The sequence below is a fragment of the Duodenibacillus massiliensis genome (assembly GCF_928721995.1).
Lineage (GTDB): Bacteria > Pseudomonadota > Gammaproteobacteria > Burkholderiales > Burkholderiaceae_F > Duodenibacillus > Duodenibacillus massiliensis.
Map to the genome: position 1 here is coordinate 305,579 of NZ_OV788642.1, position 15,333 is coordinate 320,911.

Here is a 15,333-nt window from a genome sequence, read left to right on the forward strand (position 1 = left end):
AAACCTTGTCTCCCGGAGGATTTTTGTTGGGCGAAAGAAAAACGCTGCGTCAGTTCTTCTTTAAGTCGTAGAACTTCGCAAGCCGCCCTTCAATGGGCTTACCCATGCGGTCAAGAAGTCGGATGCCGCCCGGAATTGCCACCGCGTACCAGGGATCTTCGTTGTCTGCGGCCGGATAAAACGTAATCGCGCCGTCTTCCTTCATTTCCCAGTTGCCGCCGTCCGTAAAGGTGTTGGTGTAACCCTCATAGCGCATCACGCGGGTGTAGCTGCCCGCGGCACGCACGTAAAGCGACATACGGATCCCCGGGCAGTCAGCGCAGGGTAAAAGCGCCTCATAGACACCTGCCACATCGCTTGTCTTCACTTCGTTACTCAAATGACTGCAGCCGGCAACCAAAAGCGCGGCGGCAGCACAGGCGCCGCCCAAAAAAGCCCGGCGCACAAAAGAAATCGGCATGGGAGTTCTCCTTGGTGGTTAAGGCGGTCAGGACCTGTCGCTCTTGTCGTTTTTCATGCGCTTTTCAAGATTAAACGCATAAAAAAGCAGAGCGCACCCGGCAAAGCCGTGAACCATCGCCCAGTTTTCCTGACTCATCAGGTCCTGCGGCAGAAAGGGATTGAAAACAAGCACGCAGAGCGCAAAAAGCCAGGGAAGGATTGATTTGGGAAAGACCTTCCAGGCCGCGTACGTAAGGATAATGAAGCCGAAGGCAACGCCTGCGGCAAGCGGAAGATACAGACTCTCAACACGTGCGGGCAACGACATCATGATGAGGCCGATCCCGACGATGTACATGACTTTAACGGGCATGACAGCAAATCCACTAAACAACCCGCGCTTGAAAGCGCGGGGTTTCCTGACACGGTGCAGGCTTTCCCGTAACAGGCAAGGTTTTTGAGGCCTTGTCTGCCCGGGCGTCCCCTGCACCACAGGAACATTTTAAACGCAACCGCTCTACGGGCACGGGCTTCATCAGCTCGATCCGTCGGTTCCGGCGAAGGACTGCTTCGTCTTGCCGATTCGCTGGTTTGTACTGCACTATCGATCCGGCGTTCCCTGAGACTTGTTTGAGCCTCGCAAGCGCTGATTGCTCAGCCTTCAGATCGTAGCTGTCAGTGGCGGGATCCGCAAAATACAGGTTCATGGCGGCCGCGACATCGCGGTCCATGTACCAGCCCGTATCTCCCAACTGATGACTTCTCTCCCAAAGAGCCTTCTTACGGTACGTTCCCGTTTCGGGATCGTGCTGACTCGGGCGCAGTTTTGCGGGGACTGACTTCCACCACACAACAGCCGGCGCTTTCAGCCTTACTTGTCATCCGGGTTATCAATCCTGCAATACCGCTTTTGCCCAAACTCTTGCCTTATCCGGCTCTCTGAAATGCTTTGTATGAGTTCTTCTCCACAATGACGGTGCCTGCCCTGCCGAACACCTGGTTAATCACTTCGCCGTGCAGGCAACGGCGGGTTTGCGCCTGGCGGCGGTACAGATCCGCAAGTTTTGCCTTTGTTGCCTTATAGGTCTTGGATTCCTTCCAGACAATCTTTTTTCCAGCGGCTTTAACGGTGCCGTCCGCGTTGTAGCACTCCCGATTCGTGTCTCTGCGGGAGCGGTCCATGGCACGTAAAAGACGCGCCATCTCCTTTTCCTGAGAGACAGTGCCCGCGCTCACCAAAATCTTCTGCTGCCACTCGGGGCTGTAAAAAGTCATGGTCCTCGGGCCCGGGTCAACAGCCACCTTGAGATCCTTGGGAGCATAAACGTGCTTGACGGGCGGTACGCCTTCGACAATGAGCTGAACAAAGTAGCGCATACGGCCGCGGATCATCCGCCGGACAAGACGGCAGTATTTGACACGCTTAAAACCGGACGGATCTGTTGCTGAAAGAAGAGCTTCTTTCTGCCAGGCATCCGGCGCTTCAGCCTTTATCACCAGATCCAGAACCTCGAGCGTCCACGTCTTGGCCTTCCAGCGCAACCCTGTTTTGTTTGATTTTCCCTCAACGCTGTGCAAGCCCCGTTTAGCACTCTTAAACCGCGGCTGACCGCCCTGATGAAGCAGCCAGCGCTCAATGCCCTGCCAGACACGTGTGGCAATTTTCTGCGCTTCGTTGATGCCGATGCGCTTTGTAAAGCCGCCCTTGGCACGGTGCTCTTTCACGACATCATGCAGGGCATACTCGGAAAGGAGGGCGGACTTCTGAATTTCCTTAAACCGCTTGTTACGGTCTTTGCCCTTGGGCATCGCGGCCGTCAGCTTCCATGCTTCAGTGCTTTTCATGGCGCGCACGCGTTTCTTTGCTGTTCCAAGAACAGCATTGAAGAGCTGGCGTGCATCGGAGAAGTAGGTCTCCAGTGCACTTTCCTGATCCTCTCCGGTTTTCAGGCCCAGCTCGATGACAAAGGACGGTGTGCGCGATTTCATAGCGGCTGAATATACCTTAAGCGAAAACTATGTGCATGGTTTGGCTGCGTTTGGGCCAAGATTAAAAAATTTCGAAAGCCCGCATTCCTCCCGGGGCTGTTATGGAGCGTGAGGAATTGACACAGTTGGTGCGTTAACTGTGTCAGTTCTGACGGTAAATGGGCGTTAAAAGCTGATACGCACGTGCGCTTAAAAATGATGCAAAAGTGCGTCAATAGCAGATACAGAAGTGCGTTAAAAAATGATGCCGTCTGTCTGATAAAAAGAGACACAGCAGGTGCAGTAAAAACTAACGCTGTGGTGCGTCAGAAATTAACACTCTTGAGCGTGGGCAGACCGCCGCACCGGCTACAGCCGAGGCGGCGGCAAATTCGCTATTCAGTTGTCATTTTCTTGGCAAATGCGGCTTTGTCAGGATTGGCGGACAATCGCTCTTGCCTCATATGCCTCTGCCGGTAACTTTGGCCCTTAAAACATACGCGTATTGAGTGGTGCAAGAAGCGGTCAAGAATTGCGCCGCAGCAATCTTTGTCATTGCCCAAATACCTAGTATAACGTTTGCTAAATAAGGCTATTAATTAACTCATGGACCTCGTCAAGCTTCCATCGCCAACGGAAAGGTACGGGGTCTACGTTGGTTTCATCGATCCATTTCGCAATGTGATCTCTCAGCTCCTCCTTCGAATTGACACGAAGACCGCGCAAGCTTTGGCGTGCCATCTTACTGAAGAAAGCCTCGATGAGATTGAGCCACGATGCATTCTTCGGTGTGAAGATGAACTGAAAGCGGCCTTTCCTCGTGTCAAGGTAAGCGCGCGTCTCTTTCGACGTGTGGATCGAATGATTGTCCAACACAATGAAGATCTTGCATTCTTTGGCATACGTTTCATCAATCATTTTGAGGAAGTCGACAAAGTCTGAGCTCTTGTGACGTTCGCGGATCAGACTGTGTACTTTGCCTGTAATCAGATCGATGCCGGCAAGCAGAGAAAGCATTCCGTGGCGGCGATATTCGTAGTCACGCCGCGTGAAGCCCTTCCCGGGTTGCGGCGACCGATCGGGATGAATGTTCCCAATAGCTTGAATTCCCGGCTTCTCGTCATAAGAAATATATGACGGTGCCGTTCGGTTGCGATGCCCCCTCGAGCGTATCGATGAAGCGAAGGTCAATCTCTACTCGCTTGTAGAGAAGAAGGACTTCCTGCGCTTTAGCTTCAAAATCAGGTTCCTTTTTCTCCAGGTAATAGCGGATACGGTGCGGCTTGATCTCACCTTCTTCGAGAATTGTCCAGATCGTAGACTTGGAGGCTTTCCCAAGAGAGTCCCCAAAGTGGTGTTCCTCCGCATGCTTGCGTACGTAGACCGCAAGAGTTTCCATTGACCAAAGCGCTTGCGTCGGCCCATCCGGCAAATCCTTCGGCGGCGTGCAGGCCAGAGAACGTACCCAAGTACGCGCATCATCACTGATCGTTGCAGGGCGTCCGCTGCGCTTGAGATCCTCCAGAGCCATCATTGGACCGATCTGTAATGCCTTCCGCAGAAAACGGGCGACCGCGCTCACTGAAAGCTCCTTTTGTGGCTTTCCGCTGGCCGCGCCTAGCAGAACTCGGGCGCGTTGCACTTGGCGATGCTCTGCCGTGCGTGAATTGGCGATCTGAGTCAATGAGGTAACTTGTTCTGGAGTGAGAGTTAGAGGGGTAACGATGGGGCGGCCGCGAGGCATGAGGAGGCTCCAGTAGATGAGGAGCCTCCAATTATACCAGAACCAGCTATTTAATGGCTTTATTTGCAGAACGTTATACTAGCGCGCCTCGTTGCCGCAAGCCTCATTCAGATTAAGCGCTCCGTAGCGGAACTTAAAACCGCAGGAATTTTGGTGACCGAAGACGGCCTCGTGCGCGTACGCTCCGCAAGTCTTGACGGTGTCTGGCAGTGGCTTTGCTCCTGCGAAGAACCCGTCTCGGACTTTGCCCGGCCCAAAGACTGGCGCCTTACGTCACTGACCACTGACGGAGCCGCTCAGACAGAAAGCGGCTCCTCTCAGGACTTACGCCCAGGCTTTGACCGCTGCCGCGGCGCGTCCGGCTTCGCGGCCGTTCACAAGGCAATCGAGCACGGCGCAGGCGCCGATTCTCACCGCACCATGAATGCCGCCCACAAATTCCCCGGCCGCAAAAAGCCCGGGGATGGGCTTGTCGTTCGTCACATCAAGCACAGCCGTATGAATGTCGGTTACAACGCCGCCCATGCAGTGGTGCACCTTGGGACTCATGCGGGAGACGTAATAGGGCCCCTCTCCGATCGGTTTGGCGGCCTTATCAAAGGGGCGGCCGAAGTCGGTATCCTGCTTTTTCGCGAGCAGCGCGTTATAACGGGCAATCGTAGCCCTGAGTTCCCGCTCATTCATTTTGTAGGCGCGGGCCAAAGCGCGGGCGTCGGCAAACTTTTCCACGGTTCCTGCGGCGAGCATCTTTGCAAAAAGTCCGGGCCGGAGGACTTCCAGGTGCCGCACACCGTCGTCATCGGCAAAAGCCAAAGCTTCGCCTCCGGCATTGATGACGTTCAGAATCGCATCGGTGCAGAGCTTGCGGTCACCGAATTCGTTCACAAAACGCTTACTTGTGAGGCTTGAAACCCAGAAGCCGAAAAGCGTTGCGGAAATCGAGGCAAAGTGCGTGGCAATGCCCATCCCCTGCTCCTTGGGAGAACACGAGGGCAGACACTGAATCCAGTCGGCCTGAATCACACGGGCGCCGATGCGGCTTACTTCACGCCAGGCTTCTGCGGTCGCACCGGGCTGGTTTGTAGTGAGGAACTTCTCGCCGAGCTTGGGATCAAGGCGCTTGCGGTAGGTGACGTCCGCACCGAACCCACCGCAGGCAAGAATCACGGCTTTGCGAGCGCCGATGCGCTTCACCCTGCCGCTTTTGGCGTCCCCGAACTCATAGTCCTCACGGACCTCAATGCCTGTGACGCGGCCGGTGTCAGACCGAAGGATTTTTTCCATGAAAACACCCGTACGGATTTCGGTGCCGAGCTTTTCGAGTTTAGCAACAGCCGGAACGATGATCCCCTGGCCAGTCCCCTGCTTGGTGATCATGCAGCGCGAGGCCGAGTGGCCGCCCTTGCCGGTTAAGTGTTCGTTCCATTCAACGCCGATGTAGCGCCGCGTCCACTCAAAGGTGTCTGAAGCCTTTTCGCAGACAAAACGGATGTGGTCGGGATCACCTAAGCCCAGCCCGATGCGGGTCATATCGGCCATGAGTTGCGCGGGCGAATCCTCGATGCCCTGCTCTTTCTGTACGCTTGAACCCGGCACGGCCATCATGCCGCCTGAAAGCGAGGAATTGCCGCCTACAAAGGCCATCTTGTCGATGACAAGGACATCGGCGCCGGCCTCACGGGCCGCAAGTGCTGCGGCAAGCCCGGCAAACCCGGAACCCACGACAACGACGTCGTGCATTTCGTCAAACTTGGGTTTACCGGCAGCGTTTGCTGCGGGGACGGCCGCAACAGCTGCCGTCAGGGCAGCTCCCTGAATCAGACGGCGGCGGGAGAGTTCTGTCATGGTTGACTCCTTCTGTATTGTCTTTGCGTGTCCACGCGGGGTGCGGACGATGTAGCCCGGGTTTTACGCGCTTTCACGGTAAATGTCACCTGAAATCTTTGCCGTAAAGCTCACTTGACACAAGTGCGCCATGGTCGGCACGATGATGGAAAACGTACCCACAGGAGAAAAGACCCTGCAGTATCAATGCAAAGTTACGGTCCTCGAGACGAAGTGTTTTCCGGACCTGCAGAAGAAGTTTCTCGCCGATTCCGAAAGCGGCCCCTGTCCCTGCTTTAAAGCCGGACAGGAGTTTCTGTTTGAGCGCACGCCGGAAAACGACAGCTTCTATCATCTCGGTCAGGCTACGCGCGTGGGCGGCGGCAACTGGCCGTGCGCGGAAGCCTGGTACGCGGTGAGCCGCTACATCTACGCGGCGCTTCAGGGTGGGACCATCATGCGCAAGTGGACCAACGACGACCGCATGATGATCGCCTGCTGCAACGACGGCACGCGTCCGGTGATTTTCAAAATTGAGCGCATTGATATTCCGGAAACGGAAGAAGAGCGTGAGTGGCTCGCAAAGCAAAACTGCCGCAACACAAAAGACAACGCCTACACGGGCTGATGCTCCGATGCACCCCGGGAAACAAAGCGTTCCGTCTCCTCGCACCAAATGAGAGGAAAGACCGGATCGCCTTTCTCCTCCGGCCGCTGCGCAATCCGGCGTTCAAGGGCGGATAAAGCTGTCTCAACGTCTTCCTCCAAGACCGCCCAGGCAAAAAGAAACACGGCAGGGCGCTTTTGGGAAGCAAGTCTCAGTTCCATGGGATCCGTGTCCGTTGAAACCTCAACGGCAAAACCGTGATCGGCAAGCAGGACCGCGAGATACCGCAGACAGTAAAAAGCGTCAGTCACCGAAAAACCTCTGCCGGGAAATTCCGTTCATGAGCATTGAAAAGTAGTCGGCGGCAGCCAGGGGATCGGACGGTACGTCTTCAGCCCGAGCCCAGCCCGCAAACATGGTCCGGCCGAGCAGACGGTGGGCGCGGCTTGCCAGCATCGCCCGGCGCCCTTCGGCGTTGGGCCATCTGAGCGTCACCATGCGCTCCCGGTCCACGCTTTTAATTGTGTAAAACCCGGCCTGCGCCATCAGAAGTTCGATGCGGAAGTCGCGGTCTGTCTCGTGCTCGGTGAGTTCCTTTTTCGTGAGCCTTATGGTGTCCGTGAGCGTCAGGATATTGCGCTCAAGCCAGGCATCCCGAAATTTCAGAACGACCGTGCGCTGCCGCCCGTAGCACTGCCAGTCAACCTCTACCCGTTCGTGGGGATCACGAAGATAGGAGTTAACCATCCAGGGACACAGCACCGGCGGCTTTTCCTCAAAAGAAAAGCGCCAGCCTCCGTACCAGGCTTCAAGGCGATCCATGACGTCTACCGGCGTTAAGCCTGTCGTTTGCTCCGCCCGTTGAACCCACGGCAAAAAAGTGGTTTCAAGATCTTTGCGCGTAAAGCCGACGATGTCACTTGTGTCCGCGTCAAACGTGATGTCGGTAAGCCACCGGAACACCCAGTCAAAACCCGTCGTAATGTACCGGGTGGTTCCGGTCATCAGCAAAAACCGCAGGCGGTCTTCGTTCTCTCGGAGGCATTCGAAAAACGCCGTGTATTCCGACGCTATTTCGCTTCGAAACCCATGGCTGTCAGCCGTGTCAATAAACGGGAACGCGAAATCATCGATAAGAAGCACGATGCTTTGGGGCGGTTGTCTCTCGAGCCACTGTCCAAAGGCATACCAAAAGGAGCGGCTGCCGACGTCATCCTACCGGTTAAAACCGTACGGCTCAAAGGTCCGAAGGATGTAGGACTGCAGTCTTTTCCGGAAGTCTTCGTCTGATGAGAAATGAGCACACAGACTCATATGCTGGATTTCCACGACTTCGCAGGGCTTCTCGTGCCAGAGGCCTTCGCCGGCAAGCCCTTCAAACACCGCGGCACCCTCCTTAAAAAGCGCCTTCAGTGTGGTCAAAAGAAACGTGCGCCCGAACATTCTCGGGCGGCCGAGATAAAAGAGTCCAGGTTTACGGGCAGCAAGCTCCGCAATTTGCACGGAGCAGTCGCAGTAGAGTTCACCGACCTTACGCAGGGTCGGAAAATCGGAAAACGTGGGAAGTAGCGGAAGATGGAATTTCACACACATTGGGACGGTGTATATCGAACATTGGGACCCCCCCTTTCTCAAACATTGGGACAGTCCGTTACGGCGCCGAGCGAGTTAAGCTTCGGCGCTTTTTTATTGGAGGAACGCAGGACGACGGCGTACGGACAGCGCAGACTTTTCCACGGCTCTCCCGGCCGCTCACCCTACTAAGTGGGCCGTAGGCCGGGAGAGCGGTGGGAAAGTCGTGTTATCGGTTCAATCAGTCGCGTTTAATTCTTGGAATTGCTCCGTACTGTGCTTTATCTCTCATGGAAGGACCGTCCATTTCCAGTCTATGGCTGGATTTAACGAGTCGGTCCAAAATTGAATCGGCCAGTGTCGCATCGTTAAGAAATTCAGCCCAATGCCTTACCGGCAGCACACTGACAACCAGCGTGCTTTTACAGTGACACCTTTTGTCTATGATGTCATACAGGCCGGCCAGAGCTGATCGGTCAGCGGTTCCGATTCCCCAATCATCGAGAACCAAGAGGTCTACTTGTTCCAACTCTTTACTGAGCTTCCTGTATTCCAAAAGAGCAGTTTCTCCGGCCTTAATTGCAGCCAGCAGGTGAGCAAGTCGGTATGTTCTGGCAGTGAAACCGGCTAAACAAGCCGCCCTTGTCACGGCTGATGCCATCCATGTCTTACCGCAGCCGGTTTTCCCGGTGATGATGAGGTTTTGGTGGTGCCGGATCCAGTCACAACTGGCCAGCTGGGCAATGAATGCCTTATCCAGACACCTGGCGGGGTCATAGTCAACGTCACTGAAGCAGGCATCGACGTAGCGAATTTGGGCATCCTGAATGCGACGCTTGAGCGCTTTATCTTCACGGCGGACGATTTCAGCTCTCAAGAGGGTTTCGATCCATTGAGCGTGTGTCAGGGCGGCTGTTGCGGGATCCTTGTCCAGTTCCCAGGCATGCTCACAGACACTGCTCATGCGCAACCGCTTAAACAGCGGCTTCAAATCAATAAATGACGTAGTCATTTCTGTTCCTTATTCATAGTTATTGCGGATGTTTTCGTGCCGGATGTCAACCGGCTCTGCTTCTTTGACAAAGAGACTGCGGTTAGTAGCCGCAGCAACGCTGTACTTTTCACTGAGCAGCTTTATGTAGCGGTAGCTCACGACATCGTCTTCCAGAGCTTGCGCTACGGCTTTGCGCAGAATGGCCGGCGTATAGGTTTTGGTAAGCCTCAGAAGTGCGCAACAAGTGCGGCTGCCGGGAAATTTGCCCTGTTTGTCCTGCAGCACAGATACCAGCCGATCTGCCAAGGCTTCGGAGAATCCTTTTTGGATGAAAATCTTTATCCAGTCAGCCGGAGTCTTTCGATAACTCTTTTCTGCCGCAGTCAGGTGTTCTTCAAGAATGTGTGTTTTCTCACCATGCTGATTCGTGCAGCGAATGTGCCGCCCCAGCATTTGATTGCTGTCCGGATCGTAAATCTCGACAGTGTCACTGCAGATGCGCACAGCAACTTTTTTATGCGCATAGGCGGCAGGAACACTGTAGCGGTGCCCGGCATCAGAAGAGATACGAATGCAGTGTGCCTTGTCAGCAACGAGCAAGCGCCATTGCCCCAGTTCGTAGCGCAACGGCGGCAGAGCCCGCATACAGGATCGTTCTTCTTCCTCATATTTCTGGAGGCGTGATCCGGTTGAGCCTTTGGATCTGAACGGCTGGGCATTGATTTCATCAATGCGCCTGCGAATCAGGCTGTTAAGCGTATCGATATCCGGAGCCAGAATATGCGGCTGGTGCAGAGTCAGTTGAGCGATGATCCATCGCTCAACATCCCCGGCAGCGGCTTCTACCCGATTCTTCTGTTTGGGGCTTGCCGGCCGGCAAGCCCATGGTTGCATTGAGTAGTAAGCGCAGACTGAGCGCACTGCCGGCTGGATGTCAGGCTCATGCCAGTGAGCTCTTTGAACCAGGGCTCGGGCATTGTCCATGACCAGGACCTGGGGAGAGCCTCCGAAGTATTCCAAGGCTGAGATGACGCCGTCGAGCTAACTGGCTTGTGTTTCATCCTGGTAAGCCTTGCAGAAAATCAAGCAACTGAAGGGCAATGTCGCGACAAAGAGCCTCGATTTGTGGATCTCTCCATAGGAGTCAACCCAGGGAATGTCATCACCGACAAAGTCGATTTCCATTCTCTCGCCGGGCAAGCGTTGTGTGTTGCCTTCGATACGGAAAATGCCGTTGGCCTGCTTCCACTCGTTGTAGCGTCTGCAATATGACGCGTAAGTGTAGGTTTCCCCTTCAGCCTGCTTTTCGTACTCGGCGAAAAGCATTTGAAGTGTGACCTTTTTTCGTTTGAGAAGGCTGTGAACCTGTTCCCAGTCCGGATCAACACGTACTTTGCCTGTCGGCGGATAAAAGATCTTTTGAAGTTCTTCATCATCCAGCCCGCAAAGTTCTTGAGTAGACAAACCGGAATTGACTGCCGCCGTCCTGATGCGGCCTGCTGCGGTTTTGGAGATATGAAGCCATGCTTCAATCTCACGATAGGACATGTTTTCATCAAGGGCCTGCAAGACAGCCCTGATGTGCTCAATTTGATGCTTTTGCATAAAGCCTCCTGTAGGTTAACAAGAGCACTTTTTGTTTAGCATCAATCATTAGCGGACGGAATGTGTGTACCTGTGTCCCAATGGTTAAGAATCAGTGTCCCAGTAGATAAGAATCAAAAATTTAGGCTTCTGTCCCAATCTTTAAGAAACCCCCGTCCCAGTGTTTGAGAAGCGCCGTGCCAATAAATAAGAAAAGCCAGAAGATCAGTGTGATTAAACGGCATGCTTTTGAACCTTGATTATTTGTTCAGGAAACAAACAGGCTAAACGGCCGTTTACCGCCATGCATGCTTGAGCATTAGAAAAAGCTGAACCGTTCTTCAAATAAAGCACGGTCTGTTTATAAGGTTAGTTCCTTATTAACTTCTATTAAGCCTTTCGCACTATGTCCCCGTTTTTTCTCAGGGTTATCCCACCCTAATCCCTTTGCATGTGTACATTTTGTTGTCTCCTCATGTTCTGCTGTTAATAATGAGGGGCCTGATGAAAAAGGGCCCGCTGGCTTTTTCAGGAAAGGCTTTTGTGCTTATCCTGCACCGGCGGATAGCAAAGAATTCATATTTTGGAGATCTCCTCAAATGAAAAAGACTCTTGCTGCAGCTGCAGTTCTCGGCGCCTTCGCCGGTTCCGCTCTCGCTGCCGATGTCACGCTCTACGGCGTTGTTGACCTTGGTCTGCAGTACACCCACTCCGATCCGGACACGGCTGCCGGCGCTACCGACAAGCTGCAGATGGCTTCCGGTTCTGAAGCAGGTCCCCGTTTCGGCCTGAAGGGTGTTGAACAGCTCGGTAACGGCGTGGAAGTCGGTTTCGTTCTCGAAAACGGCTTCAGCGCTGATACCGGTGCTCTCGGCAACAACAACCGCCTCTTCGGCCGTCAGTCCACGCTCTTTGTTCGCGGTTCCTTCGGTGAAATTGCTTTCGGCCGCATGGGCCAGCTCACGAGCGGCAACGGCTCCTACGGTCTGACCGGTAACCTCTCTCCGTTCGGCACCAGCTGGGGTGGTTCTGTTGAAGGCTCCACCTACATGGTCGGCTACAACCGCATGGACAACACCGTTGTCTATAAGACCCCGACTTTCGGCGGCTTCACCGTTTATGCTCAGTACTCCTCTGACATGAACACGAAGGTGGCTGGTACCGAAAACAAGGGTGATTCGAACCGTTACTACGCTTTGGGCGCTACGTTTAATGCCGGTGCTCTCAAGCTCGTCGGTACAGTGGATTCCTACAACTGGAATTCCAGCAACGGCAAGATGGAAAAGCTTGATGACGGCCTGACCGTCACCCTCGGCGGTTCCTATGACTTCGGTGTTGCCAAGGCCTACCTCGGTGCCCAGTACTTCGACAATATGTTCGATAAGACCGGTGCCACGAAGAATGTTGATAAGGACGGCTACACGTTCTTCGGTGATGCCAACTTCACCCAGGCCAAGGGTTACGGCGTGATGGCCGGTGTTGACGCTCCGGTTGCCGGAGGCAAGGCTATGTTCGCTGTTGGTTACGGCAATGCAGAAGAAGCCTCGGATGAGGTTGCCAAGAAGGATCTTGAGTTCACCCGCTGGGGTATCTCTGCCGGCTACGACTATAATCTGAGCAAGCGTACCGACGTTTACGCCGTTGCAGCTTACTATCAGGACAAGATCGACACCGGCACGACTTCCACCAAGCCGACTTCCACCAACGTCTTTGTTGGTCTGCGTCACTCGTTCTAATTAACTGCGTCAGCTGACGCTATTAATTGAACATCAATCCCCTCAGAACAACGTCTGAGGGGATTTTTTAATACCCGAAAACCGCGCCCTGCCTGCATTTCATAGAAAAGTGCAATTTGTGTCTCAGGGTTAATACTGTAGGCGTTTTAACAAATCTGCGAATATTTGTAGGCAGTAATGATTAAACACATAATGGTGATGCCTAGAAAGGCCCGCTGGCGGCCGCTTTTACTGCAAGAGTTTGAAGCGGCATGACTACACCGGCGGCTAGCTAAGAATTTTGGAGATCTCCTAAAATGAAAAAGACACTTGCTGCAGTTGCTGTTCTCGGCGCTTTTGCCGGTTCCGCTGTCGCTGCTGACGTGACCCTTTACGGTTTGGTCGATTATTCGTTGAACTATCAGCACCTTGACAGTGACGTTCCTACTCAGGATGCTACTGATTCAACACAGCTTAGAAGCGGTGCGAACAGCGGCTCCCGCTTCGGCCTGAAGGGTACGGAAGACCTCGGTAACGGCGTTAAGGTTGGCTTCGTCCTTGAAAACGGTTTCGCCGCCGATAGCGGTGCTCTCGGCAACAGTAGCCGTCTCTTCGACCGTGAATCCCAGCTCTTTGTTGAAGGCTCCTTTGGTCGCGTTGCATTCGGTCGTTTCGGCCAGCTCGCCAGCTCCCTTGGCTCCTACGGTCTTCTCGGTGTGACAGGCCCCTTCTCTACTGGTTGGGGTGATGCCACCGGCGGCCTTAAGTTTGTCTCTGCCAACGGTTTTGGCCGTTATGACAATGCCGTCACTTATGTGACTCCGTCGTTTGGTGGTCTGACGGTTTATGCCCAGTACACTACGAAGAAAGACGACAAGGCTGCCGGTGTTGAAAACGAATCCAGCGCCGACCGTGCCTACGGCATTGGTGCCAAGTTCGTTGGCGCCGGCCTCACCCTCGTCGGCGTCGTTGACAGCACCAACTACGCCACTTGGCCGTCCACTGCTGCCAACCAGGCTATGGACGATGGTCTGACGGTTACCATCGGCGGTAACTACGACTTCCAGGTTGCTAAGGTCTACTTCGGCGGCCAGTATTTCAAGAACGCCAAAAAGGTGGGGGCGAAGTATGCCGGTGTTGGTAAGTTCGAAGACGGCTATGACGCTACCGCCTACAATGGTGCTGATGGCTTCGGTCTCGGCCTCGGTGTCGGTGTTCCCGCCTTCGGTGGTACGGCTGCCGCCTACCTCGGCTACATGGACGCTGACTCCGTTGACAATGATGCCGCCGGCAACGATGCCAGCGTTAAGCGTTACACAGCTACTGTTGGCTACAGCTACAGCTTCAGCAAGCGTACCAGCATGTATACCTCCCTCGGCTATACCAAGGATAAAGTGGAACGCAAGACCCTGCAGGATGTTGAACCCTCTTCTGTTGAATTCCTGCTCGGCATGATCCACAAGTTCTAATCCGACTTGCGTGATTGCTGATAAGCCCTGCCCCTCGTGACAGAGCTTAAAAAGGAAAGCTCCCAAGCCGCAAGGTTCGGGAGCTTTTTCGTTGCCCGTCAGTTTCTGAGTCTGACGGTTCCCACGCCCTCTTCATCCACCGTGATCTCCGTGCCGTAAGGTTTGGAGAGATCAGCCAAATAGAGCATCGGTTCCCTCGCCTTGGTTAACCGCGGCAGCCCCCGCTGCGATCGAGGCAACTTCTGCCCCAAATCCACGGGATAGAGCTTCACTTCCGTCACGCGCCCATTGTCCACCGTAAAGCCCGGCAGCACCGCGCGCCAAATGTTTTCCTGCACAACGTAACCACGCGTGCCGTTAAGGCTTCGCTGATCCATGTATTCGCCGACCTTCGTCTCCGGCGTAAAGCCCTTGTTTAAGAAGGCGTCCGCCGGCTGCACCGCCACGGTCTCGGTCTCAAAGATGAAGTTCCCGATACTGTAGAAAATGACGCCGCCCCTATAGAGTTCAATGCCGCGCATCTCATGGGGCCCGTGCCCGATAACGGCGTTTGCCCCGGCATCGATCACGGCGTGTGCAAAGGTTTCGAGAAACTCTGCGGGTTCGTTGCTTTTTCTCGCCCGCATCTCATGCGCATGCAGGCTAACGAGTACAACATCGGCCTGGCGCCTTGCTTCCCGCACTTCTGCCGTAATGCGTGCGAGGTCCCGGGCGTTTGGCACCGTCTCCACGTGTTCGGCGCCGTCGGTCAGTCGAAACTCAATGTTTCCGAGCGTAAAGGAACCTTCCGGGAAGGGATTGGTGTAGCCGTTGGCAATCGAAAGTTCTTTGGCGGCATTAATGAGCGTCACGTCCGCCAATTCTTTGGCCATTGCAAAGTGTTGCGCATTGACGTGGTGGATGCGCTTAAAGCGTAAAGGATTCAAACCGGGACGCCCCTTCACATCGGGCCCCTGGGTGCCAGCGGCAGCTTCCGGCGCAAAGGTCGCGGTAACACCAATCATTGCAACGCGGGCCCGGGGCGTTTCAAGCATGGCTGCGCGCGTAGCGTCAGTGAGGTTGCGGCCGGTGCCCGCATAGACCATTTGGCGCTCTTCAAGGTGCCGCAGCGTCGCCAAGACCCCGTCCTGGCTGTAGTCACCGGTGTGGTTGTTCGCGGTATTAAAGAGGTTAAACCCAAAGCGCCGGATGTCATCCAAGGTTTCCGGCGGCGACATCGCCCAGGTGCCGCCGCTTGTGGCCGCAGGCGTTCCCTCGTGCCACTGAAAGGTGGACTCGAGGTTGACAAAGGCCGCGTCAAAGGTACGGATGAGCCCCGCGAGTTCCTCAAACCCTTCGTAACCCTTTTCGGGCAGCCGGCGCGTGATAAAACTGTCACCCGCCGCAATGATCCGGACAGCCATAACCTCTTCTCC

General features: G+C 54.7%; 16 protein-coding genes and 1 pseudogene. 3 read left to right on the top strand and 14 right to left on the bottom strand.

The annotated features are described in order from the left end of the window. Nucleotides 1-49: 49 nt before the first annotated feature. The 8 genes from NXF97_RS01385 to NXF97_RS01415 form a co-directional block, all read right to left on the bottom strand. Nucleotides 50-460 carry a copper resistance protein NlpE N-terminal domain-containing protein gene (locus tag NXF97_RS01385; protein ID WP_274956183.1) on the bottom strand — a complete coding sequence of 137 codons (411 nt, stop codon included), beginning with the start codon at nucleotides 458-460 and terminating at the stop codon, nucleotides 50-52. Between the two features lie 27 nt (nucleotides 461-487). Next, on the bottom strand, nucleotides 488-814 hold the full coding sequence (locus tag NXF97_RS01390) for a DUF6804 family protein (RefSeq protein WP_274956184.1): 327 nt from the start codon (nucleotides 812-814) through the stop codon (nucleotides 488-490). A 13-nt stretch (nucleotides 815-827) separates the two neighbouring features. Then, nucleotides 828-1,292, bottom strand: coding sequence for a hypothetical protein (locus tag NXF97_RS01395; protein WP_274956185.1), 465 nt, complete (start codon nucleotides 1,290-1,292; stop codon nucleotides 828-830). Between the two features lie 76 nt (nucleotides 1,293-1,368). After that, on the bottom strand, nucleotides 1,369-2,430 hold the full coding sequence (locus tag NXF97_RS01400; protein ID WP_274956186.1) for a hypothetical protein: 1,062 nt from the start codon (nucleotides 2,428-2,430) through the stop codon (nucleotides 1,369-1,371). Between the two features lie 374 nt (nucleotides 2,431-2,804). After that, on the bottom strand, nucleotides 2,805-2,972 hold the full coding sequence (locus tag NXF97_RS10760) for an ATP-binding protein (protein ID WP_423767305.1): 168 nt from the start codon (nucleotides 2,970-2,972) through the stop codon (nucleotides 2,805-2,807). A gap of 19 nt (nucleotides 2,973-2,991) precedes the next feature. After that, nucleotides 2,992-3,600 carry an IS630 family transposase gene (locus NXF97_RS01405; protein ID WP_274956187.1) on the bottom strand — a complete coding sequence of 203 codons (609 nt, stop codon included), beginning with the start codon at nucleotides 3,598-3,600 and terminating at the stop codon, nucleotides 2,992-2,994. Beyond that, nucleotides 3,530-4,093: a helix-turn-helix domain-containing protein gene (locus NXF97_RS01410; RefSeq protein ID WP_274956188.1), complete on the bottom strand. Its 564-nt coding sequence runs from the start codon at nucleotides 4,091-4,093 to the stop codon at nucleotides 3,530-3,532. Before NXF97_RS01410 ends, NXF97_RS01405 begins: the two co-directional genes overlap by 71 nt. A gap of 384 nt (nucleotides 4,094-4,477) precedes the next feature. Continuing rightward, the gene (locus tag NXF97_RS01415) at nucleotides 4,478-5,998 is read right to left on the bottom strand and encodes a flavocytochrome c (RefSeq protein ID WP_274956189.1); all 1,521 of its coding nucleotides are present in this window, start codon (nucleotides 5,996-5,998) and stop codon (nucleotides 4,478-4,480) included. 130 nt (nucleotides 5,999-6,128) lie between these two features. On the opposite strand from NXF97_RS01415, the gene NXF97_RS01420 reads away from it, so the two are divergent. Continuing rightward, the gene (locus NXF97_RS01420; protein WP_274956190.1) at nucleotides 6,129-6,605 is read left to right on the top strand and encodes a TIGR04076 family protein; all 477 of its coding nucleotides are present in this window, start codon (nucleotides 6,129-6,131) and stop codon (nucleotides 6,603-6,605) included. On the opposite strand, the gene NXF97_RS01425 is transcribed toward NXF97_RS01420, so the two are convergent. The 5 genes and pseudogenes from NXF97_RS01425 to NXF97_RS01445 all read right to left on the bottom strand — a co-directional run bounded on the left by NXF97_RS01425 (nucleotide 6,593) and on the right by NXF97_RS01445 (nucleotide 10,755). Next, complete coding sequence (locus tag NXF97_RS01425; RefSeq protein ID WP_274956191.1) at nucleotides 6,593-6,895, bottom strand: hypothetical protein; 303 nt, start codon at nucleotides 6,893-6,895, stop codon at nucleotides 6,593-6,595. The genes NXF97_RS01420 and NXF97_RS01425 overlap by 13 nt on opposite strands. After that, a pseudogene (locus NXF97_RS01430) lies at nucleotides 6,888-8,177 on the bottom strand (AAA family ATPase). The gene NXF97_RS01425 and the pseudogene NXF97_RS01430 overlap by 8 nt, the downstream one beginning before the upstream one ends. A 220-nt stretch (nucleotides 8,178-8,397) precedes the next feature. After that, on the bottom strand, nucleotides 8,398-9,168 hold the full coding sequence (locus NXF97_RS01435) for an ATP-binding protein (protein ID WP_274956192.1): 771 nt from the start codon (nucleotides 9,166-9,168) through the stop codon (nucleotides 8,398-8,400). Nucleotides 9,169-9,177: 9 nt separating this feature from the next. Then, nucleotides 9,178-10,134, bottom strand: a complete 957-nt coding sequence (locus NXF97_RS01440; protein WP_274956193.1) for a Mu transposase domain-containing protein — start codon at nucleotides 10,132-10,134, stop codon at nucleotides 9,178-9,180. 57 nt (nucleotides 10,135-10,191) lie between these two features. After that, nucleotides 10,192-10,755 (bottom strand): hypothetical protein, encoded by a 564-nt coding sequence (locus tag NXF97_RS01445; protein ID WP_274956194.1) that lies wholly within the window; start codon nucleotides 10,753-10,755, stop codon nucleotides 10,192-10,194. Nucleotides 10,756-11,333: 578 nt separating this feature from the next. Here NXF97_RS01445 and NXF97_RS01450 point away from each other — a divergent pair. Both NXF97_RS01450 and NXF97_RS01455 read left to right on the top strand, forming a co-directional pair. Beyond that, the gene (locus tag NXF97_RS01450) at nucleotides 11,334-12,470 is read left to right on the top strand and encodes a porin (RefSeq protein WP_274956195.1); all 1,137 of its coding nucleotides are present in this window, start codon (nucleotides 11,334-11,336) and stop codon (nucleotides 12,468-12,470) included. A gap of 296 nt (nucleotides 12,471-12,766) precedes the next feature. Then, nucleotides 12,767-13,918: a porin gene (locus tag NXF97_RS01455; protein WP_274956196.1), complete on the top strand. Its 1,152-nt coding sequence runs from the start codon at nucleotides 12,767-12,769 to the stop codon at nucleotides 13,916-13,918. Between the two features lie 98 nt (nucleotides 13,919-14,016). Here NXF97_RS01455 and NXF97_RS01460 read toward each other — a convergent pair whose 3' ends face one another. Then, nucleotides 14,017-15,321, bottom strand: a complete 1,305-nt coding sequence (locus NXF97_RS01460; RefSeq protein WP_274956197.1) for a CapA family protein — start codon at nucleotides 15,319-15,321, stop codon at nucleotides 14,017-14,019. Between the last annotated feature and the right edge of the window lie 12 nt (nucleotides 15,322-15,333).

What these genes read in the sequence shown, in the direction of transcription:
- NXF97_RS01440 (WP_274956193.1), bottom strand. Translation starts at nt 10,134, where the DNA reads ATGGACAATGCCCGAGCCCTGGTTCAAAGAGCTCACTGGCATGAGCCT.
- NXF97_RS01455 (WP_274956196.1), top strand. Translation starts at nt 12,767, where the DNA reads ATGAAAAAGACACTTGCTGCAGTTGCTGTTCTCGGCGCTTTTGCCGGT.
- NXF97_RS01445 (WP_274956194.1), bottom strand. Translation starts at nt 10,755, where the DNA reads ATGCAAAAGCATCAAATTGAGCACATCAGGGCTGTCTTGCAGGCCCTT.
- NXF97_RS01385 (WP_274956183.1), bottom strand. Translation starts at nt 460, where the DNA reads ATGCCGATTTCTTTTGTGCGCCGGGCTTTTTTGGGCGGCGCCTGTGCT.
- NXF97_RS01400 (WP_274956186.1), bottom strand. Translation starts at nt 2,430, where the DNA reads ATGAAATCGCGCACACCGTCCTTTGTCATCGAGCTGGGCCTGAAAACC.
- NXF97_RS01420 (WP_274956190.1), top strand. Translation starts at nt 6,129, where the DNA reads ATGGTCGGCACGATGATGGAAAACGTACCCACAGGAGAAAAGACCCTG.
- NXF97_RS01460 (WP_274956197.1), bottom strand. Translation starts at nt 15,321, where the DNA reads ATGGCTGTCCGGATCATTGCGGCGGGTGACAGTTTTATCACGCGCCGG.
- NXF97_RS01435 (WP_274956192.1), bottom strand. Translation starts at nt 9,168, where the DNA reads ATGACTACGTCATTTATTGATTTGAAGCCGCTGTTTAAGCGGTTGCGC.
- NXF97_RS01390 (WP_274956184.1), bottom strand. Translation starts at nt 814, where the DNA reads ATGCCCGTTAAAGTCATGTACATCGTCGGGATCGGCCTCATCATGATG.
- NXF97_RS01450 (WP_274956195.1), top strand. Translation starts at nt 11,334, where the DNA reads ATGAAAAAGACTCTTGCTGCAGCTGCAGTTCTCGGCGCCTTCGCCGGT.
- NXF97_RS01415 (WP_274956189.1), bottom strand. Translation starts at nt 5,998, where the DNA reads ATGACAGAACTCTCCCGCCGCCGTCTGATTCAGGGAGCTGCCCTGACG.